The sequence below is a fragment of the Nostoc sp. PCC 7524 genome (assembly GCF_000316645.1).
GTDB lineage: Bacteria > Cyanobacteriota > Cyanobacteriia > Cyanobacteriales > Nostocaceae > Trichormus.
The window spans coordinates 6,303,337-6,319,040 of sequence record NC_019684.1; the positions used below are offsets into that span (position 1 = coordinate 6,303,337).

17 protein-coding genes and 1 tRNA gene are annotated in these 15,704 nt (G+C 41.8%); 7 read left to right on the forward strand and 11 right to left on the reverse strand.

What is annotated here, in order from left to right; genetic code table 11:
- Nucleotides 1-169: 169 nt before the first annotated feature.
- Nucleotides 170-1,018 carry an S-formylglutathione hydrolase gene (gene fghA, locus NOS7524_RS25815; RefSeq protein WP_015141427.1) on the reverse strand — a complete coding sequence of 283 codons (849 nt, stop codon included), beginning with the start codon at nt 1,016-1,018 and terminating at the stop codon, nt 170-172.
- Between the two features lie 323 nt (nt 1,019-1,341).
- On the opposite strand from fghA, the gene NOS7524_RS25820 reads away from it, so the two are divergent.
- The gene (locus tag NOS7524_RS25820) at nt 1,342-1,773 is read left to right on the forward strand and encodes a hypothetical protein (protein ID WP_015141428.1); all 432 of its coding nucleotides are present in this window, start codon (nt 1,342-1,344) and stop codon (nt 1,771-1,773) included.
- A gap of 63 nt (nt 1,774-1,836) precedes the next feature.
- Here NOS7524_RS25820 and NOS7524_RS25825 read toward each other — a convergent pair whose 3' ends face one another.
- Nucleotides 1,837-2,946: an S-(hydroxymethyl)glutathione dehydrogenase/class III alcohol dehydrogenase gene (locus NOS7524_RS25825; protein ID WP_015141429.1), complete on the reverse strand. Its 1,110-nt coding sequence runs from the start codon at nt 2,944-2,946 to the stop codon at nt 1,837-1,839.
- Between the two features lie 270 nt (nt 2,947-3,216).
- On the opposite strand from NOS7524_RS25825, the gene NOS7524_RS25830 reads away from it, so the two are divergent.
- A complete protein-coding gene (locus NOS7524_RS25830; RefSeq protein ID WP_015141430.1) occupies nt 3,217-4,500 on the forward strand; it encodes a valine--pyruvate transaminase in 1,284 nt (427 codons plus the stop codon).
- Nucleotides 4,501-4,599: 99 nt separating this feature from the next.
- Entirely contained in the window at nt 4,600-5,268 is a 669-nt protein-coding gene (gene rimM, locus NOS7524_RS25835) for a ribosome maturation factor RimM (RefSeq protein ID WP_015141431.1), read from the forward strand.
- A gap of 16 nt (nt 5,269-5,284) precedes the next feature.
- On the opposite strand, the gene NOS7524_RS25840 is transcribed toward rimM, so the two are convergent.
- Complete coding sequence (locus NOS7524_RS25840) at nt 5,285-6,580, reverse strand: hypothetical protein (protein WP_015141432.1); 1,296 nt, start codon at nt 6,578-6,580, stop codon at nt 5,285-5,287.
- Between the two features lie 193 nt (nt 6,581-6,773).
- Between NOS7524_RS25840 and NOS7524_RS25845 the strand changes: the two genes are divergently transcribed.
- Nucleotides 6,774-7,253 carry a hypothetical protein gene (locus NOS7524_RS25845; RefSeq protein WP_015141433.1) on the forward strand — a complete coding sequence of 160 codons (480 nt, stop codon included), beginning with the start codon at nt 6,774-6,776 and terminating at the stop codon, nt 7,251-7,253.
- A 191-nt stretch (nt 7,254-7,444) separates the two neighbouring features.
- On the opposite strand, the gene NOS7524_RS25850 is transcribed toward NOS7524_RS25845, so the two are convergent.
- Nucleotides 7,445-7,516, reverse strand: a tRNA-Gln gene (locus tag NOS7524_RS25850).
- A 240-nt stretch (nt 7,517-7,756) separates the two neighbouring features.
- Between NOS7524_RS25850 and NOS7524_RS25855 the strand changes: the two genes are divergently transcribed.
- Together NOS7524_RS25855 and NOS7524_RS25860 are read left to right on the forward strand one after the other, a co-directional pair.
- A complete protein-coding gene (locus NOS7524_RS25855; RefSeq protein WP_015141434.1) occupies nt 7,757-7,981 on the forward strand; it encodes an AbrB/MazE/SpoVT family DNA-binding domain-containing protein in 225 nt (74 codons plus the stop codon).
- Nucleotides 7,965-8,375 carry a type II toxin-antitoxin system death-on-curing family toxin gene (locus NOS7524_RS25860; RefSeq protein WP_015141435.1) on the forward strand — a complete coding sequence of 137 codons (411 nt, stop codon included), beginning with the start codon at nt 7,965-7,967 and terminating at the stop codon, nt 8,373-8,375. Before NOS7524_RS25855 ends, NOS7524_RS25860 begins: the two co-directional genes overlap by 17 nt.
- Nucleotides 8,376-8,591: 216 nt before the next feature.
- Here NOS7524_RS25860 and NOS7524_RS28970 read toward each other — a convergent pair whose 3' ends face one another.
- Nucleotides 8,592-8,738, reverse strand: coding sequence for a hypothetical protein (locus tag NOS7524_RS28970; RefSeq protein WP_015141436.1), 147 nt, complete (start codon nt 8,736-8,738; stop codon nt 8,592-8,594).
- Nucleotides 8,739-8,857: 119 nt separating this feature from the next.
- Here NOS7524_RS28970 and NOS7524_RS25865 point away from each other — a divergent pair, with 119 nt between their 5' ends.
- Nucleotides 8,858-10,480, forward strand: a complete 1,623-nt coding sequence (locus NOS7524_RS25865) for a glycosyltransferase family 39 protein (protein WP_015141437.1) — start codon at nt 8,858-8,860, stop codon at nt 10,478-10,480.
- A 229-nt stretch (nt 10,481-10,709) separates the two neighbouring features.
- Here NOS7524_RS25865 and NOS7524_RS25870 read toward each other — a convergent pair whose 3' ends face one another.
- From NOS7524_RS25870 to atpE, 6 genes are all read right to left on the reverse strand, one after another.
- Entirely contained in the window at nt 10,710-11,657 is a 948-nt protein-coding gene (locus NOS7524_RS25870; RefSeq protein ID WP_015141438.1) for a F0F1 ATP synthase subunit gamma, read from the reverse strand.
- A 184-nt stretch (nt 11,658-11,841) separates the two neighbouring features.
- Complete coding sequence (gene atpA / locus NOS7524_RS25875; RefSeq protein ID WP_015141439.1) at nt 11,842-13,362, reverse strand: F0F1 ATP synthase subunit alpha; 1,521 nt, start codon at nt 13,360-13,362, stop codon at nt 11,842-11,844.
- 130 nt (nt 13,363-13,492) lie between these two features.
- On the reverse strand, nt 13,493-14,047 hold the full coding sequence (atpH, locus tag NOS7524_RS25880) for an ATP synthase F1 subunit delta (RefSeq protein ID WP_015141440.1): 555 nt from the start codon (nt 14,045-14,047) through the stop codon (nt 13,493-13,495).
- A 2-nt stretch (nt 14,048-14,049) separates the two neighbouring features.
- Nucleotides 14,050-14,607, reverse strand: coding sequence for a F0F1 ATP synthase subunit B (locus tag NOS7524_RS25885; RefSeq protein ID WP_015141441.1), 558 nt, complete (start codon nt 14,605-14,607; stop codon nt 14,050-14,052).
- Between the two features lie 87 nt (nt 14,608-14,694).
- Nucleotides 14,695-15,186 carry a F0F1 ATP synthase subunit B' gene (locus tag NOS7524_RS25890; protein WP_015141442.1) on the reverse strand — a complete coding sequence of 164 codons (492 nt, stop codon included), beginning with the start codon at nt 15,184-15,186 and terminating at the stop codon, nt 14,695-14,697.
- 181 nt (nt 15,187-15,367) lie between these two features.
- Complete coding sequence (gene atpE, locus NOS7524_RS25895; RefSeq protein ID WP_006278178.1) at nt 15,368-15,613, reverse strand: ATP synthase F0 subunit C; 246 nt, start codon at nt 15,611-15,613, stop codon at nt 15,368-15,370.
- Nucleotides 15,614-15,704: the final 91 nt, after the last annotated feature.

Here is a 15,704-nt window from a genome sequence, read left to right on the forward strand (position 1 = left end):
TTAACCATAATTGGTGCCAAATGGGTAGTAATTTTTGAAATATATATGAAAAGATATTTTTACAAAAAATCTGACCATACTTTCATGTATCTACTGAATAAATAATATTTGTTTCATCATCTGAAAACTTGTTATGGCCAATTTTTCAGGTCAAAAATAAACCTTAACTTTAAGTTAACCCGAAAGCGATCGCATGATGGCGGATGTGGTCTTCTATAAAACTGGCAATAAAATAATAACTGTGGTCATATCCTACTTGATAACGCAAGTTTAAAGGCTGGTTAACCAACTTACAAGCCTGCTCAAATACTTCTGTTAACAATTGTCCAGCCAAAAATTGATCAGCCGTACCTTGATCAATCAAAATAGAACTGTGATAACCCAACTTTTGAACTAATTCGCTAGCATCATAACCACGCCAACTTTCTTGATTGCTACCCAGATAACGACTGAAAGCTTTTTGTCCCCAAGGACAACACATAGGTGCAACAATCGGGGCAAAAGCTGAAACTGATTTATATGACTTGGGATTTCGCATCGCACAAACTAATGCACCATGTCCACCCATCGAATGACCAAAAATCCCTTGATTATCGGTTTGTACATGAAAATTTACCGCAATTACAGCAGGTAATTCTTGCACTACATAACTATACATTTGATAGTGCTGATGCCAAGGTGTTTCAGTAGCATCAACATAAAAACCCGCACCTGTACCAAAGTCCCAGTCATCATCCTCACCGGGAATATCTGTATTACGGGGGCTAGTATCTGGTGCAACTAACATCAATCCATACTCAGCAGCATAACGTTGCGCCCCAGCTTTAACCATAAAATTCTCTTCCGTACAAGTCAACCCAGAGAGAAAATAAAGGACTGGTACAGGTTTCTCGGCTGCTTGTGGTGGTTGATAAACCGCGAAGCGCATTTCACCGTTACAACTAGAAGAAGCATGAGCATAAAAGCCGAGTTTGCCCTCAAAGCTTTTATATTCCGAGATAAGTTTGATGTTAGCCATAAATCATTATATTCAGGACTGACGCAACTACAGCGATGGCTACGCCTGCCGCAGGCATCGCTATTTAAAAGTATAGTCACCTATAACTTTTAATAGAGTTAATAGGGTTAGAAGAATTAAATATAGGAGAAAAGGCAGAAGCATCAGCGACATTACTTATATAGATAACCCCTAAACCTGAACTATTTAAAAAGAAGACCTTGCTTGCATTGCTAATACTAATTCTGCCAATTGACAGACGGAAGTCTTAATCAAAGCCTCTACCTTGAAAAAAGTGTTGGTTAATTGCCCAACGCCTACAAAGTATAGAGTAAAACAAGAAGATGTCCAAGAAAAAAGCGGAAGAAAAATACACTGACCCAGAATTACGCGAAGAAATTAAAGAAGAAATAAAAGAATCAGATAAAGGTGGTAAACCTGGTCAATGGTCTGCGCGTAAAAGCCAAATGTTAGTCAGGGAATATGAAAAACAAGGTGGTGGCTATAAACAATCCCAAAAAGATGAAGCAGCTAAATCTTTAGAGAAATGGTCTGAACAAGATTGGCAAACCGAAGAAGGAGAAACACGCGCCCGTGATGGTGAAGTAACTAAACGTTATTTGCCAAAAGAAGTTTGGGAAAGATTGAGTGATCAAGAAAAAAAAGAAGCTGAACAAACAAAAGAAAAAGCCGCAAAAGAAGGTAAACAACACGTTGAATGGCCGGATGCTGTGAAGCGGGTAATGCGTGAAGTTGAGCAGAAATCTGATCAATAATTTGTTTGTAGTAAGGGCTTTAGTTCTTATTTAAAAACACTAAAGTGCTTACTACAAATCCATCTAAAACGTCACCACACTGCGAATTGATTCGCCTCTGTGCATTAAATCTAAAGCATCATTAATCTTTTCAATGGGCATAACGTGAGTAATTAAATCATCAATATTGATTTTTCCATCCATATACCAATCAACAATTTTCGGGACATCTGTCCGCCCTCTCGCACCACCAAATGCTGAACCTTTCCATACACGCCCAGTTACCAGCTGAAAGGGACGAGTGCTAATTTCCTCACCTGCACCAGCAACACCAATAACTACACTTACACCCCAACCTTTGTGACAGCATTCTAATGCTTGACGCATAACTTTGACGTTGCCAATACATTCAAAACTGTAATCAGCACCACCTTTAGTTAAATCAACCAAGTAAGCAACTAAATCACCCTCTACTTCCTGGGGGTTAACAAAGTGTGTCATCCCAAATTTTTCCGCTAATGCTCGCTTGCTAGGGTTAATATCCACCCCGACAATCATATTAGCCCCTACCATCCGCGCCCCTTGAATGACATTTAAGCCAATACCCCCCAGTCCGAAAACTACTACATTCGCTCCTGGTTCTACCTTGGCTGTATTAATAACTGCACCAACACCTGTGGTTACGCCACAACCGATGTAACAAACTTTATCAAAGGGGGCATCTTCTCGAATTTTCGCCACAGCAATTTCTGGTAGCACTGTGTAATTAGAAAAAGTCGATGTACCCATATAGTGATGAATCATCTGCCCGTCGATAGTAAAACGGCTAGTGCCATCGGGCATCACACCACGTCCTTGAGTAGCGCGAATAGCTTGGCAAAGATTAGTTTTGAAACTCAAACAATATGCACATTGCCGACATTCGGGAGTGTACAGGGGTATTACATGATCCCCTGGCTTGACGCTAGTGACACCAGCACCCACCTCTACCACCACACCCGCGCCTTCATGTCCTAAAATGGCTGGAAATAAACCTTCAGGATCAGCACCAGAAAGGGTAAAGGCATCAGTATGACAAACCCCACTAGCTTTGATTTCTACTAAAACTTCTCCAGTTTTTGGCCCCTCAAGTTGAACAGTTTCAATCGTTAATGGCTTACCCGCACTGTAAGCTACTGCTGCTTTAACTTCCACGAGTTAGCCCTCCTTGAACAATTCAAAAGTCAAAATTCAAAAACAGAGGTAAGTAAGTTAGGGTAAATGACTTACGGTTTGTAATGATTTTATATCGTAGGGTGGTTGCCAATACATTAAATAGGCTGTGCGCCAATTAACAATGAAATTGCATTTTTTTGAGAGATTGGTACATTAGTTACAGGCGGCAGACTAGGAACATGATACTTCTCCGCAGCCTGAACCTATATTTTTGTCAACCCCTCAGTTATCTACACTTTTGTAAAGCTTATGAACCCTGCCCTAACTAAAATTGGCGCTCAAATGTCCAACCTAACTGGTGTACGAGCGATTATGAAGGACATTATCGAAACGTTAAAAGCCAGTGCGGGGCAGGAATTAATTAATCTAAGTGCGGGCAACCCGTTGATTTTACCGGAGGTAGAGCAGTTATGGCGGGATTATACGGCAGAACTTTTAGCTAGTTCAGAGTATGGAGAGGTAGTTTGCCGTTATGGTTCTAGTCAGGGTTATGCACCTTTAATTGAGGCGATCGCTAAGGATTTTAATCAACGCTACGGTTTAAACTTAACTGAGCGCAATATCTTAATCACCCCTGGTAGTCAAAGTCTTTACTTCTATGCTGCCAATGCTTTCGGTGGGTATACCAGCAATGGGGAACTCAAGCAAATAGTATTGCCCCTGAGTCCCGATTATACAGGCTATGGGGGTGTGTGCTTGTTTCCAGAGGCTTTACTGGCTTACAAGCCAACTTTAGATATTGACGCATCCAACCATAAATTCAAATATCGCCCCGATTTTAGCCAACTATCAGTCACAGACAACACAGGCTGCATTATCTTCTCCCGTCCCTGCAACCCAACAGGCAACGTCATGACTGAAGATGAAGTGAAGAAAATTGCTGCCTTGGCTGCTAGCTACGATGTACCAGTGTTAATTGATTCCGCTTATGCTCCTCCATTCCCGGCGTTAAACTTCACAGATATGCAGCCAGTATTTGGCAATAACATCATCCACTGCATGAGCTTATCCAAAGCTGGGCTACCAGGAGAACGCATCGGTATTGCCATTGGGGATGAACAATGGATACAAGTTTTAGAATGTTTCCAGACGAATTTGTGCATTCATCCCTCACGCTATGGACAGGCGATCGCATCTCGTGCTATCAACTCTGGTAGTTTGGCACAAATTGCCGAAACCGTGATTCGTCCCTTTTACCAGGAGAAGTTTACTGTTTTAGAAGATACCTTAAATGCTGCCATGCCCAAGGATTTACCTTGGTTCCTCCATCGTGGTGAAGGGGCTATCTTCGCTTGGTTGTGGTTAAAGGATCTACCCATCACTGATTGGGAATTCTATCAAGAACTGAAAAAAGTCGGTGTAATTGTAGTTCCTGGTAGTACATTCTTCCCAGGTTTGAAAGAAGAATGGCAACACAAGCATCAATGTTTACGCATTAGCCTCACAGGTAGCAATGAGGAAATTACTCTGGGAATGCAACGTTTAGCTAAAGCCGCAGAGCAAGTTTATCAAAGTGCAGTGATGAGTGCTTGAGAAAATAGAAATCAGGGGAGGAAGGGAGACAAGAGAGACAAGAGGCATACCCAATGCTCTAATCCCCAATCCCCAGTCCCCAATTCCCAGTAATAACCAATGAATAGCGAAGAATTAAAAGAAGGTAAGGGGAGTAGAAAAGCAAGGGGAAAGGCAAAAACTAAAAAACCCCAATCCCCAATCCCCAATCCCCAATCCCCAATCCCCAACCTTGATGATTGGATTGAAATAGGTAAAATCGTGGCTCCACAAGGTTTGTCTGGAGAGTTAAGAGTTTACCCTAACACTGACTTTCCCGAACGTTTTGAAGAACCGGGACAACGTTGGCTGTTGTATCCAGGAAAGACGGAACCGCAACCGATTGAGTTGTTAACAGGACGTTACATAGAAGGCAAAAACCTATATGTGATTACATTGGCTGGTGTAGATAATCGCAACCAAGCCGAAGAATTACGCGACTGTAGATTATTTGTACCAGTCAGCGATCGCCCCCAATTAGGTGAAGATGAATATCATGTCATCGATTTAATAGGTTTGGAAGTTTTTCTGCAAACATCGGGTGAACTGGTGGGTACTGTGGTAGATGTGATGGCCGCAGGTCATGATTTATTAGAGGTTAAGTTACCAGAATTGCCTGCTAGTAAGCAAAAACAAAAGACAGTTTTAATTCCCTTTGTTAAAGAGATTGTCCCTGTAGTAGATTTACCAGCCCATCGCATTGAAATTAATCCACCTGCTGGGTTACTGGAATTAGCGACTGGCAGTTAGGGACTTTTCCAGGGTTCTACTCCCCAGTCCCCAGTCTCTTCTGCCATTCAGCATCAATTTGTGCAGAACGCTCAACTTCCTGTTCTAGTAAGTCAGTTTCAGTTGTGTACACCAAATCTTCATTACTAATAACTGTTTCTGCACCAAACTGATGGGCGTAATCAATTTTTTGTTGTAACGCTGAATTGGGACTTGCTAATAATCTTGCCCTAGAAAGGCGATCGCTGTTACGGGCAGAAATTTTACTATTACGCCATTGAATCCAAAAATAACGCACCAAAGGTATAGCTAAAAAGCCCATACCATAAGCCAACAGCAACCAATAAATGCCTTGGACAAAAGCTACTAATCCACCTAATTCAGCCGCAACTGTACCATCTGCTAATAAACTACCAAGTACCAAAGCACCAACAAGATTAGCTACACCTAACCCAGCACTCAGCATAATTTGTCCAGAACTAGCTGCACTAAAACGCCAAGGTACTTCTTCTAAATATACTGGCACTGACTCATGACGTTTGCTGCTGGCTCTCACCTGCAACTCTGGGAAATAATACACAATTTGTCCTTCAGGACTAACCTTTGGTTGCCCATTAAATTTTAAGAGTACGGGCAGCATATAATCTTCGTATTCTTGTTGATATGCTGCACCGATATCATCTAGATAAGGAGATATTTGTTCAGCTACTACTGCACCACGGTTAGCACGAATTACGGCAGCAACTTCCTGCCAACGACGTTCTTCTAAATTGGCGTTAGGATTCCCATCACCAAACAAAAATGAAAATACAGCCTCCAAGAAATTCATCTGGCTGTCTTCTTGTCTACCGCGCCGCCGTTGTTGAGGGTAATTTTGATAGTTTGGGTTGAAATACCAAAATAAATCGGGAAAATAAATAAAGCCCCAACCACCACTACCATGACTGCGGCGATCGTCATTGTCACTACTAGAATTCATCGCCGTAATAATGACAATGATCGTAATAGTAATCAGAATAATAGAAGCAATTAACAAGATGCCAAAGGAAACGCGAATCAGGTAGAATAGAACGCCCCATATCTTCTGCCACCATTCTTGCAATTGCAACTGTAAGTATTTATTACGTAAAATATCCCTAAAATTGCGGGGAAACAGGTAAACCACATCTCCCGTTTCTGCCACCTGTAAATGTCCACCAGCATCGGTGGCTAGAGCTAATAAGCTTTGGTTAGCCTCAGCTATATTCAATCCAGCCTGAGTTGCCACATCACCAACAGTGACTCGGTAGCCCAGTTTCTCCACCGCTTGCATGATCATTGGATTGGGAGCCATCGCTTTCCCCCCTATTGAAACTTATTCGCCTTTCTTTCAGTTTGACATTACCGAATAAATTCGGCTATTCGCTTATATCACCCTAATCGAATTCGGGGGTTTTGCAACTCATATCAGTATTTTCACCCCTTTTTTATGTTATTATGATTTTTTTATGCTTTATTAACTAGGACAATTTCTGTCCTAAATATGTATGGTTCAGTACACTCTCGCTCAAAGTCCAGAAATCATCCTCACTGTTTCTGGCAAGGATTCAGCTAAAGCCCGTGACAAAGCAATGGATCAGTTGATGGAACTGATGAATGCTGGCAAACTACCTACGGAATTGGAAGAAGGATTTGGGCCTCAACAATTAATTGAAGTCAAGGAAACCGCAACGGATTCCACCAGTAGTGAAGATGCTGTTACACAAGCTGTACAAGTTCTGAGCAACCTAGCCACACTGAAACTAAAGGTACAAGAATCACGAGCCGAAGCTTTAGAAATTCGTCAGGCTGTTGATGTACTGTTTTCAGATGAATCAGTATCAGAAGAAGAAATTACTCGTCTCAAAGAAGGTTTTAAAGTTCTCAAAAATTTTGCTCAAGCTAACCTGCGTTACCAAGAAGCACGCACTAAGGCAGAACAAGCTCGACAAGTGCTAGATCAGGCTTTGAAATCACCTGATAAGTAGCTTATATCTGTTTACATCTAAGAAAAATAATCATTTGGGTGTTGCTTAATAGCAACATCAGTTTATTTCTTAACAGACGAAGTTTACTATAAGAACACAATAAAGTCTAAATTGGTGTCGTTGATTATAGATCCGACATCAATATCGAGTAACTGAATGTATGATCAACAAGCTGAGATTTTTGACTTCAACTGGGGCGCTAGGATTCGAACCTAGGGATGGCGGGACCAAAACCCGCTGCCTTACCGCTTGGCTACGCCCCAAAGTTTCAACTTTAATAATATAGCAGTGTGTACCGGGGTAATGTCAAGTATTTTGTCCCAGGAAATTCCAAAATTTTTTTTCTCTTGGTTTGTGTGATTTTTCATCGACAGGAGTTAGGGGCTGCCAGTGAAGACTGTCAATAGGCAATAGCCCAAAATAGCTTGATTTTTGACCTTTCTATCTTTCAGGAAGTTATGTTATTACAATAGTATTACTCCTAGAAGGAGGCTCATCATTCTATGCAAGTACAAAAAGTTCGTAAAGTGGGTAACTCTTTGGGTATTACCCTTCCTAAAGAAACTCTTCAAAAGCTTAGAGTAAAGGAAGGAGATAGCTTGTTTATTACAGAGACCCCTGGTGGTGTTTATATAACTGCTCATGATCCAGAATTTGAAAAAGCAATGGAAGCTTATCGAAAAGTAAGCACGAAATACAGGAACGCATTACGTGAGTTGGCAAAGTAATATTTTTTGGTTGAATGAAAAAATCATACTGGCTATTCATGATGACCAGTTAGCTGTACATGGTGGAAGATCCGGTATAAGGGACTACAATCTACTTCTAGCCAGTTTAGATAGACCGAAAAATCTTTTGGCTTACGGAGAGCCAACTCCTAATATTTTTGATTTAGCTGCTGCTTATGCTTTTGGATTCACAAATAACCATGCGTTCATAGATGGTAATAAACGAGTGGGTTTTGTTGCAGCAGCTACTTTTCTGGAATTAAATGGCTACTCCTTTGATGTTCCTGAAGTAGAAGTTGTTTTTACCTTTGAAAGACTAGCCGATAAAAAAGAAACACAAGAATCTATAGGGATTTGGTTTAAAAATAATTCTATTGAAAATAGCACTGAGTAATTAAAGAAGCCCGATCGCTCTACTCATTCCACTATTGGGTTAAAGGCCGCTAAAGCTTCAGGAATAGCGATCGCTAGTTAAATTAAAAAAATTTGATTCGCTCAACATCATTTTTGGGCAAGTTAGTAAATAAACAAGGGATTGTTTGCAATCTTTATTTACAATGTATCTCTTTTTATAGGTATCTCAGTGGACACCTAAACACGTTTTTCACTGCTAAAGTGCAAGCCCCGTTAATTCAGCAAGCAAAAGACACACGCCAAACAAAGCGCGATCACGCGGGTTGACAAACCCCTGAGTAAATAAGATATTAATTTGGTCAGGGATGAGAATTTCTGCCCTGCCGCAACGATTTATTTTCATAGGGTCTAGCCTACATTGTCTTCTGGCACAAAATTGAATAGTCAAAACTATAAATAAAACATTAGGAAATGCCCTTATTTCTTAAAAGCTATTACTTCACTTTGTAAGAGAGTTGTATCATGCAATTGAAAAAACTTTTACGATTGGCTATTAATAGCAATAATATTAAGCAGCCACATCTTATACTTGGCAGTTTGATGCTGATTGGTTTGGTATTACGTCTACCAAGTCTCAGCTTAGGTGCTTGGCGGGATGAAGGGTCAACTTATTTCAATGCACTTCCAATAGATTTGCGCGAAGTAATTAATACTGTTATTTATAGCGAACTCAATCCCCCTGGTTTTTACCTAATTATGCACCAATGGATACAGTGGTTTGGTGCAGACGATGTCAGTTTTAAACTGCCTGCATTCATTTTTGGCATATTGCTAATTCCTGCCACTTATACACTAGGTTCTCTATTAAGTTCACGTACAATTGGACTCATTGCTGCTGCTGTAACTACTTTTGCACCAGAAGCTATCTATTACTCTCAAGAGGCTCGACCCTATACTCTAGCAGCTTTGCTATGCTGTTTAGTAGTATTTTTATACTGCAAAGCCATCTATAGTAAAAAAGCAAAATCGTATTTATTAGGTTTTGTAATTTGTGCAACTACATTACTTTATGTACAGTATACAGGTTTAATTTTGCTTGCTAGTCTTGCCATCATTACTCTTTATCTGAAATGGCGCGGTGTAGCAAATATTCGTCTAACGCGATTTGTTATGGCTTATATAATAATCTTTTTGCTATTCACACCTTGGTTGCAAGTTTTTTTAACACATTTGCATACTGGTCTTCCTTGGTATACTAAAAAACCTTGGTTAATGCGACCTAAAATATTATATGAAAATTTTCAGTATACTTTACCTATAATTAGATGGCGAGGACTCGCAGAACTGATTATTTTGTTAGCATTAATTATTCAAGCAAGTCAGTTTTTTTCTCGTAGTAAGCAATTTGTTAACCAATGGGAATTACGGCTAAAAACATATACATTAATTTTGAATTTAAATGCCTTGATATCAACTATTGTAGTAGCTGCACTTTCCTATAGTGGACGCTATATGTTTCCTTTTGCGCCCCTTGCTTGGGTAGTCTATAGTAGTAGTGTCATCAATCTTCTCAAGCACATATATTATTACTGGAATGAAAAATTTAATCGTCTTAGTAAGCAGATAGTATTAATTTTACTTGTTACTTCAATTATTTTAATTATTATACCCAATATAAAATACGCTATGTATTTAGGAAATAGCGAAAAATCGGGAATAAGATCACTAGCTGCTGATGTGCAGAAGAATGATCAAGAAAAGACTTTTTACCTTATTAATCCTGACTATTTAAGCCCTACATTTGGTTACTATTTTGCACATAAAAAAGTTGAATTTTATGGTGTTGGTCGATGGAATAATCCAGAAATATTTAGTCCTCAAGGCTATGCAGAAGTTTGGGGAAATCCAACATTGATATCAGATATAGAACAGCGTATTCAAAATAAGATTCACGATGGTTATAGACAATTATTTTTTATTCAGCAAGCAAAGGTTATGAGTAATTATGGAAAAATGAAATATAGCGTAGCTAACGAAGTTTTACCAAGATTAAAGAGAAATTATCCATTACTAGAAAAAACTGACTATCCTGGTAAAAATGAATCTATAACTCTTTATAAATTTTCACTAATAAAGAAGGAGTAATATGCCTTAATTGACTTACGGCACGATATGTTTTTCAAAAGTAAGAAATTCAAAAATCGCTTTAAAATGTTTTGATGGAATTTGACTAAGAAATTTTCTTCAGTACAATTTTGTCGGGAGCATATTATTTCCTGATTTTTGAGCATCACTAAGACCAAAAATAGCTAATTGCTAGTTTTAAACTCACCAGCAATTAGCTATTTTGTTACAGCTAGCAATTGACTTATTCCTAACCCAGTGCTTCTGCACCGCCAACAACTTCCAGGAGTTCCTGGGTAATAGCAGCTTGGCGGGCTTTGTTGTAAGACAATGATAGGGTCTTGATTAATTCACCGGCGTTGTCGCTGGCGTTGCTCATGGCTGTCATCCGTGCTGCTAGTTCACTAGCGGCAGATTCTTGCAATGCCCGTAAGAGTTGGTTACTCAAATACAATGGCAGCAAGGAATCCAGAATTTGTACTGGGTCTTGCTCAAAAATCATGTCACGGGGCAAAGGCCGAACTTGGCTAGTGACTGTCTGCCGTTCAACTTCAAATTGACCGCCACGGGTTGTTAGACGGAAGATTTCGTCATCGGCTGCTTCAAAACCTTGGGGGTCAAGAGGTAGCAGAGTTTGGATAACTGGACGAGAACTAACTAAAGAAACAAACCGAGTGTAGACTAACTCGATGCGGTCTACTTTTTCGGAGAGGAACAAAGACAGCAATTCGTCAGCAATCTTTGTTGCTTCTTCGGCAGTGGGAATTTGTTCTAAGCCACTGTAGGTAGCATCAACAGGTTGGTCGCGGCGTTGGAAATATTGGGTAGCTTTGCGTCCAACAATGACAAAGGTGTAATCTAAACCTTCGGCTTTGAGTTCCTTCGCGCGGTTTTCAGCGCGACGGATGACGTTGTTGTTGTAACCGCCACACAGACCTCTGTCACCGGAAATGACCAGCAACCCGACTGATTTAACTTCCCGTTTTTTCAGTAGGGGTAGGTCTACATCTTCAAACCGCAACCGGGTTTGCAAACCATACAAAACTTGTGCCAAGCGGTCAGCAAAGGGACGAGTGGCAATTACTTGTTCTTGGGCGCGACGTACTCTAGCCGCAGCCACCAGCCGCATAGCTTCTGTGATTTTTTTGGTATTTTTGACCGACTGAATGCGATCGCGTATTGATTTAAGGTTAGGCATATTCTTAAGTTCCGAGTCCTGAGTTCTGTTAGCGGTAGCGGGGCTTTTAGCCCGTCCTGAGTTACAGAATGTGCTGAATGCCAAGCTGGGGAGGAATTTTTTCGATCAGAGTTCACAAATAAATTTGCTTAACTCTTAACTCCTACTTTCACTCAGCACTCAGCACTCAATACTCAGCACTATACTAAGCTGTAGCTTTGAAGGTTTTTTTGTATTCGTCTAAAGCTGCCTTCAATGCTTTTTCTTCATCATCACCCAGTACCTTCTTAGACTGTACGTCTTGGAAGTAGGGGTTAGCGCCGGATTTCAAGTAATCTCTGAAACCTTTGGTGAAGGTGGTTACTTTATCTACAGGGATATCATCTAAGTAACCGTTAATACCAGCATAGAGAATTGCTACTTGTTCAGCTACGGACAGAGGTTGGTTTTGGGGCTGTTTCAGTAGTTCCCGCAAACGTTGACCCCGTGCCAATTGGTCTTGGGTAGCTTTATCTAGGTCGGAAGCAAATTGCGCGAAGGCTTGCAGGTCATCAAACTGTGCCAGTTCCAGTTTAATCTTACCGGCAACTTTCTTCATGGCTTTAGTTTGAGCCGCAGAACCTACACGGGATACAGAGATACCGGGGTTTACAGCCGGGCGTACACCAGCGTTGAACAAGTCAGAAGATAAGAAAATCTGACCGTCGGTGATGGAAATTACGTTGGTAGGAATGTATGCGGAAACGTCACCAGCTTGGGTTTCGATGATGGGTAGGGCGGTCATGCTACCTTTACCCAATTCGTCGCTGAGTTTAGCAGCACGTTCCAACAAGCGGGAGTGAATGTAGAATACGTCTCCGGGGTAAGCTTCCCGTCCGGGTGGACGACGCAGCAGCAAGGACATTTGGCGATAAGCTTGGGCTTGCTTGGACAAGTCGTCGTAGATTACTAGGGTAGCTTTGCCTTTGTACATGAAATACTCAGCAATGGTAGCACCTGTGTAGGGAGCCAAGAATTGCAGAGTAGCAGGTTCACTGGCGCTAGCTGCTACAACTACGGTGTAGTCCATTGCACCTTTTTCTTGCAGGGTTTGGACTACGTTGGCAACGGTAGAAGCTTTTTGACCAACGGCAACGTAAACACAAACTACATCTTCACCCTTTTGGTTAATGATGGTGTCGATCGCGATCGCAGTTTTACCTGTTTGACGGTCGCCAATGATCAATTCCCGTTGACCCCGACCGATGGGAATCATGGAGTCAATCGCGGTGATACCAGTTTGCATCGGTTCATGTACAGACCGACGGGCAATAATACCGGGGGCTGGGGATTCAATCAAACGGGTTTCGCTGGTTTTGATGTCGCCTTTACCGTCGATAGCACGACCCAAAGCGTCTACAACACGACCAATCAGGGCTTCACCTACACCCACCTGAGCAATTCTGCCGGTGGCGGTAACGGTGCTACCTTCTTGGATGTCGCGGCCTTCACCCATTAATACCGCGCCTACGTTGTCTTCTTCCAAGTTTTGGGCGATACCAACTGTGCCGTCTTCAAATTCTAAAAGTTCTCCAGCCATGGCCTTCTCTAGACCATAAATCCGGGCGATACCGTCGCCTACTTGCAATACAGTACCAACGTTAGCGACTTTTACTTCTTGGTCGTATTGCTCGATTTGCTGCTGAATAATACTGCTGATTTCGTCAGGTCTAATTGAAATGCTCATGTGTGTATCTTTTTTTCTTGCGAGACGGAAGATATGGAATAGACGCGATAATTATCGCGTCCGCATTCAGCTTGAGGAGTTAAGAGTGAAGTCTTCATTTACTTGCCTCCTAACATTTCCTCCTAACTTTCTAGCTACTGCTTAAACGCAAGGACAGGCGACGAAGTTGACCCCGGATACTGGAGTCTATTACCTGAGAGCCTACTTTGATAATCACACCACCGATCAGGTCACTGTCTACTTTGGTTTCTAGTTCTACCTGACGAGCCTTAGTGATGGCGAGTACCTTTTGGGTCACAGCTTGCTGTTGTTCTTCTGTGAGCGGTACAGCAGAAGTCACTTCCGCTAACACAGTTTGATTAAGTTGCCGCAATAGTGCTAGATACTGCTGGAGAATTTCTGCCAAGAAGAAAATCCGGCGTTTATCTACCAGTAGTAATAAGAAATTGCGTAAGTAAGGGTTGGCATCTGCGCCCAAAATTTGTTTAATCGCAGCCTTTTTGTTCTCGGCAGAAATAAAAGGGTTGTCGATAAAAGTTTTTAGCTGCTGGTTTCCGGAAAGTAGACTCAGCAAAGTACGCGCATCTGTGCCGAACTCTTCCGTCAAATTTTGCGATTGGGCGATGGACAACAGTGCCTGTGCATACGGCTGGGCTACTTCGGTGTTTGCTACTTTACTTGTCATACCTAGCCTCCCAGTTGTGCAATGCTGCGGTCAATTAAAGCCTTTTGAGCATCATCAGCAATGCCGCCTTTGAGTTCTGTTTCGACCTTTTGCAATGCCAAAGCTACTACTCGCTGCCGCAACTGCGCGATCGCTTTATCTAGTTCTGCATTCAAGTCTGCTGCGCCAGCTGCTTGCAAGCGTTCAATGTCTACAGCAGCTTGTGCAATGATTGCTTGACTTGCAGTTTGGGCGCTCTCTTGAGCTGCTGTTTTGATTCTTTCAGCTTCTGCTTGCGCTTGCTCTAGCTTTTGTTGTGCCTCTTGCAGTTGTTTGGCTGCATTAGCGGCACGTTGTTCTGCATTCTTAATTGCTGTCTCGATGTTCTCGCGACGAGTTTTTAGGGTATTACCTAGCACCTTCCGCCCAAACACCAACAGCACAGTAATAATAATGGCCAGGTTAATCAGGTTGGTTTCTAGAATATTAGTATTTAGACTAAAACCACCTTCCGCCGCACCCTCTGCCAATTCACCTCCAACGGCGCTGGCTTCCGCCATCAACAGTAAAAAAGTCCCCATGATTCTTCATCCACAACTGCGCTGCCAAAGGTTTGTCATTTGTCTTGTATCAATCAATGACTAATGACTTATCACTAATTTGTTGAGTTAGCGGTGGCTTACTAGATCAGCTCCTAACAGCTTTTCTAGAATTTGGCGACTTAGGGCATCCACTTGTTGCTCTAAAGAAGCCAGGGCTTGCTGCTTTTGCTGCTCAATTTCACCAGCAGCTTTTTCTCGTTGCGCTTGAGCTTCTTGTTGTGCTGCGGCAATTTTTTGGGCAGCAATTTTTTGTGCCTCGGCTTGAGCGTCAGCAATAATTGTTTGGGCTTGCCGTCTAGCTCCTGCTAACTCTTGCTCATACTGCTGTGCCAAATTTTCAGCTTTTGACAAACGCTCTTGAGCTTCTAATTGATTTGTACGGATATATTCATTCCGTCCATCGATAGCGTTGCCTAGTGGTTTGTAAAGAGTGGAGTTCAACAACAAGGCTAACACTAAAAACTGGATTGCCATTAAAGGTAGGGTAGCGTCTAAATCAAACAGCCCCCCTTCTTTAGCAACCTCTTCCACAGCCAATAAGGTGATCCAATGTGTCATGGTTGCTTTTTCCTATCTACTATGCTTAGTCCTGAGTCCTGAGTTATTTAGTTATGAGTTACGAGTTGTGAGTTGTGAGCTTAACTCTTAACTCTTAACTCTTGTAACTCAGCGAGAAGTCAAAGCGGCGGTTTCCGCCGTTCTGAACTTCGGTGACTCAGCACTCAGTACCCGGTACTGATTATGCGAAGGGGTTAGCAAATAGTAGTACAAGAGCAACTACTAGACCGTAGATGGTTAACGCTTCCATGAACGCCAAGCTCAGTAGCAATGTACCGCGAATTTTGCCTTCTGCTTCTGGCTGGCGAGCAATACCTTCTACAGCTTGTCCTGCTGCATTACCTTGACCAATACCAGGGCCGATAGCAGCCAAACCAACAGCTAAAGCAGCAGCTAAAACGGAAGCAGCAGAAATCAATGGATCCATGATATTCTTTCCTTACTTTACTGAATCGAATGGGTTTTGAAGTTGTGTTGCATCAAGGGTCATTTGTCTTGCGCTTTTCGTTATTTTTGAA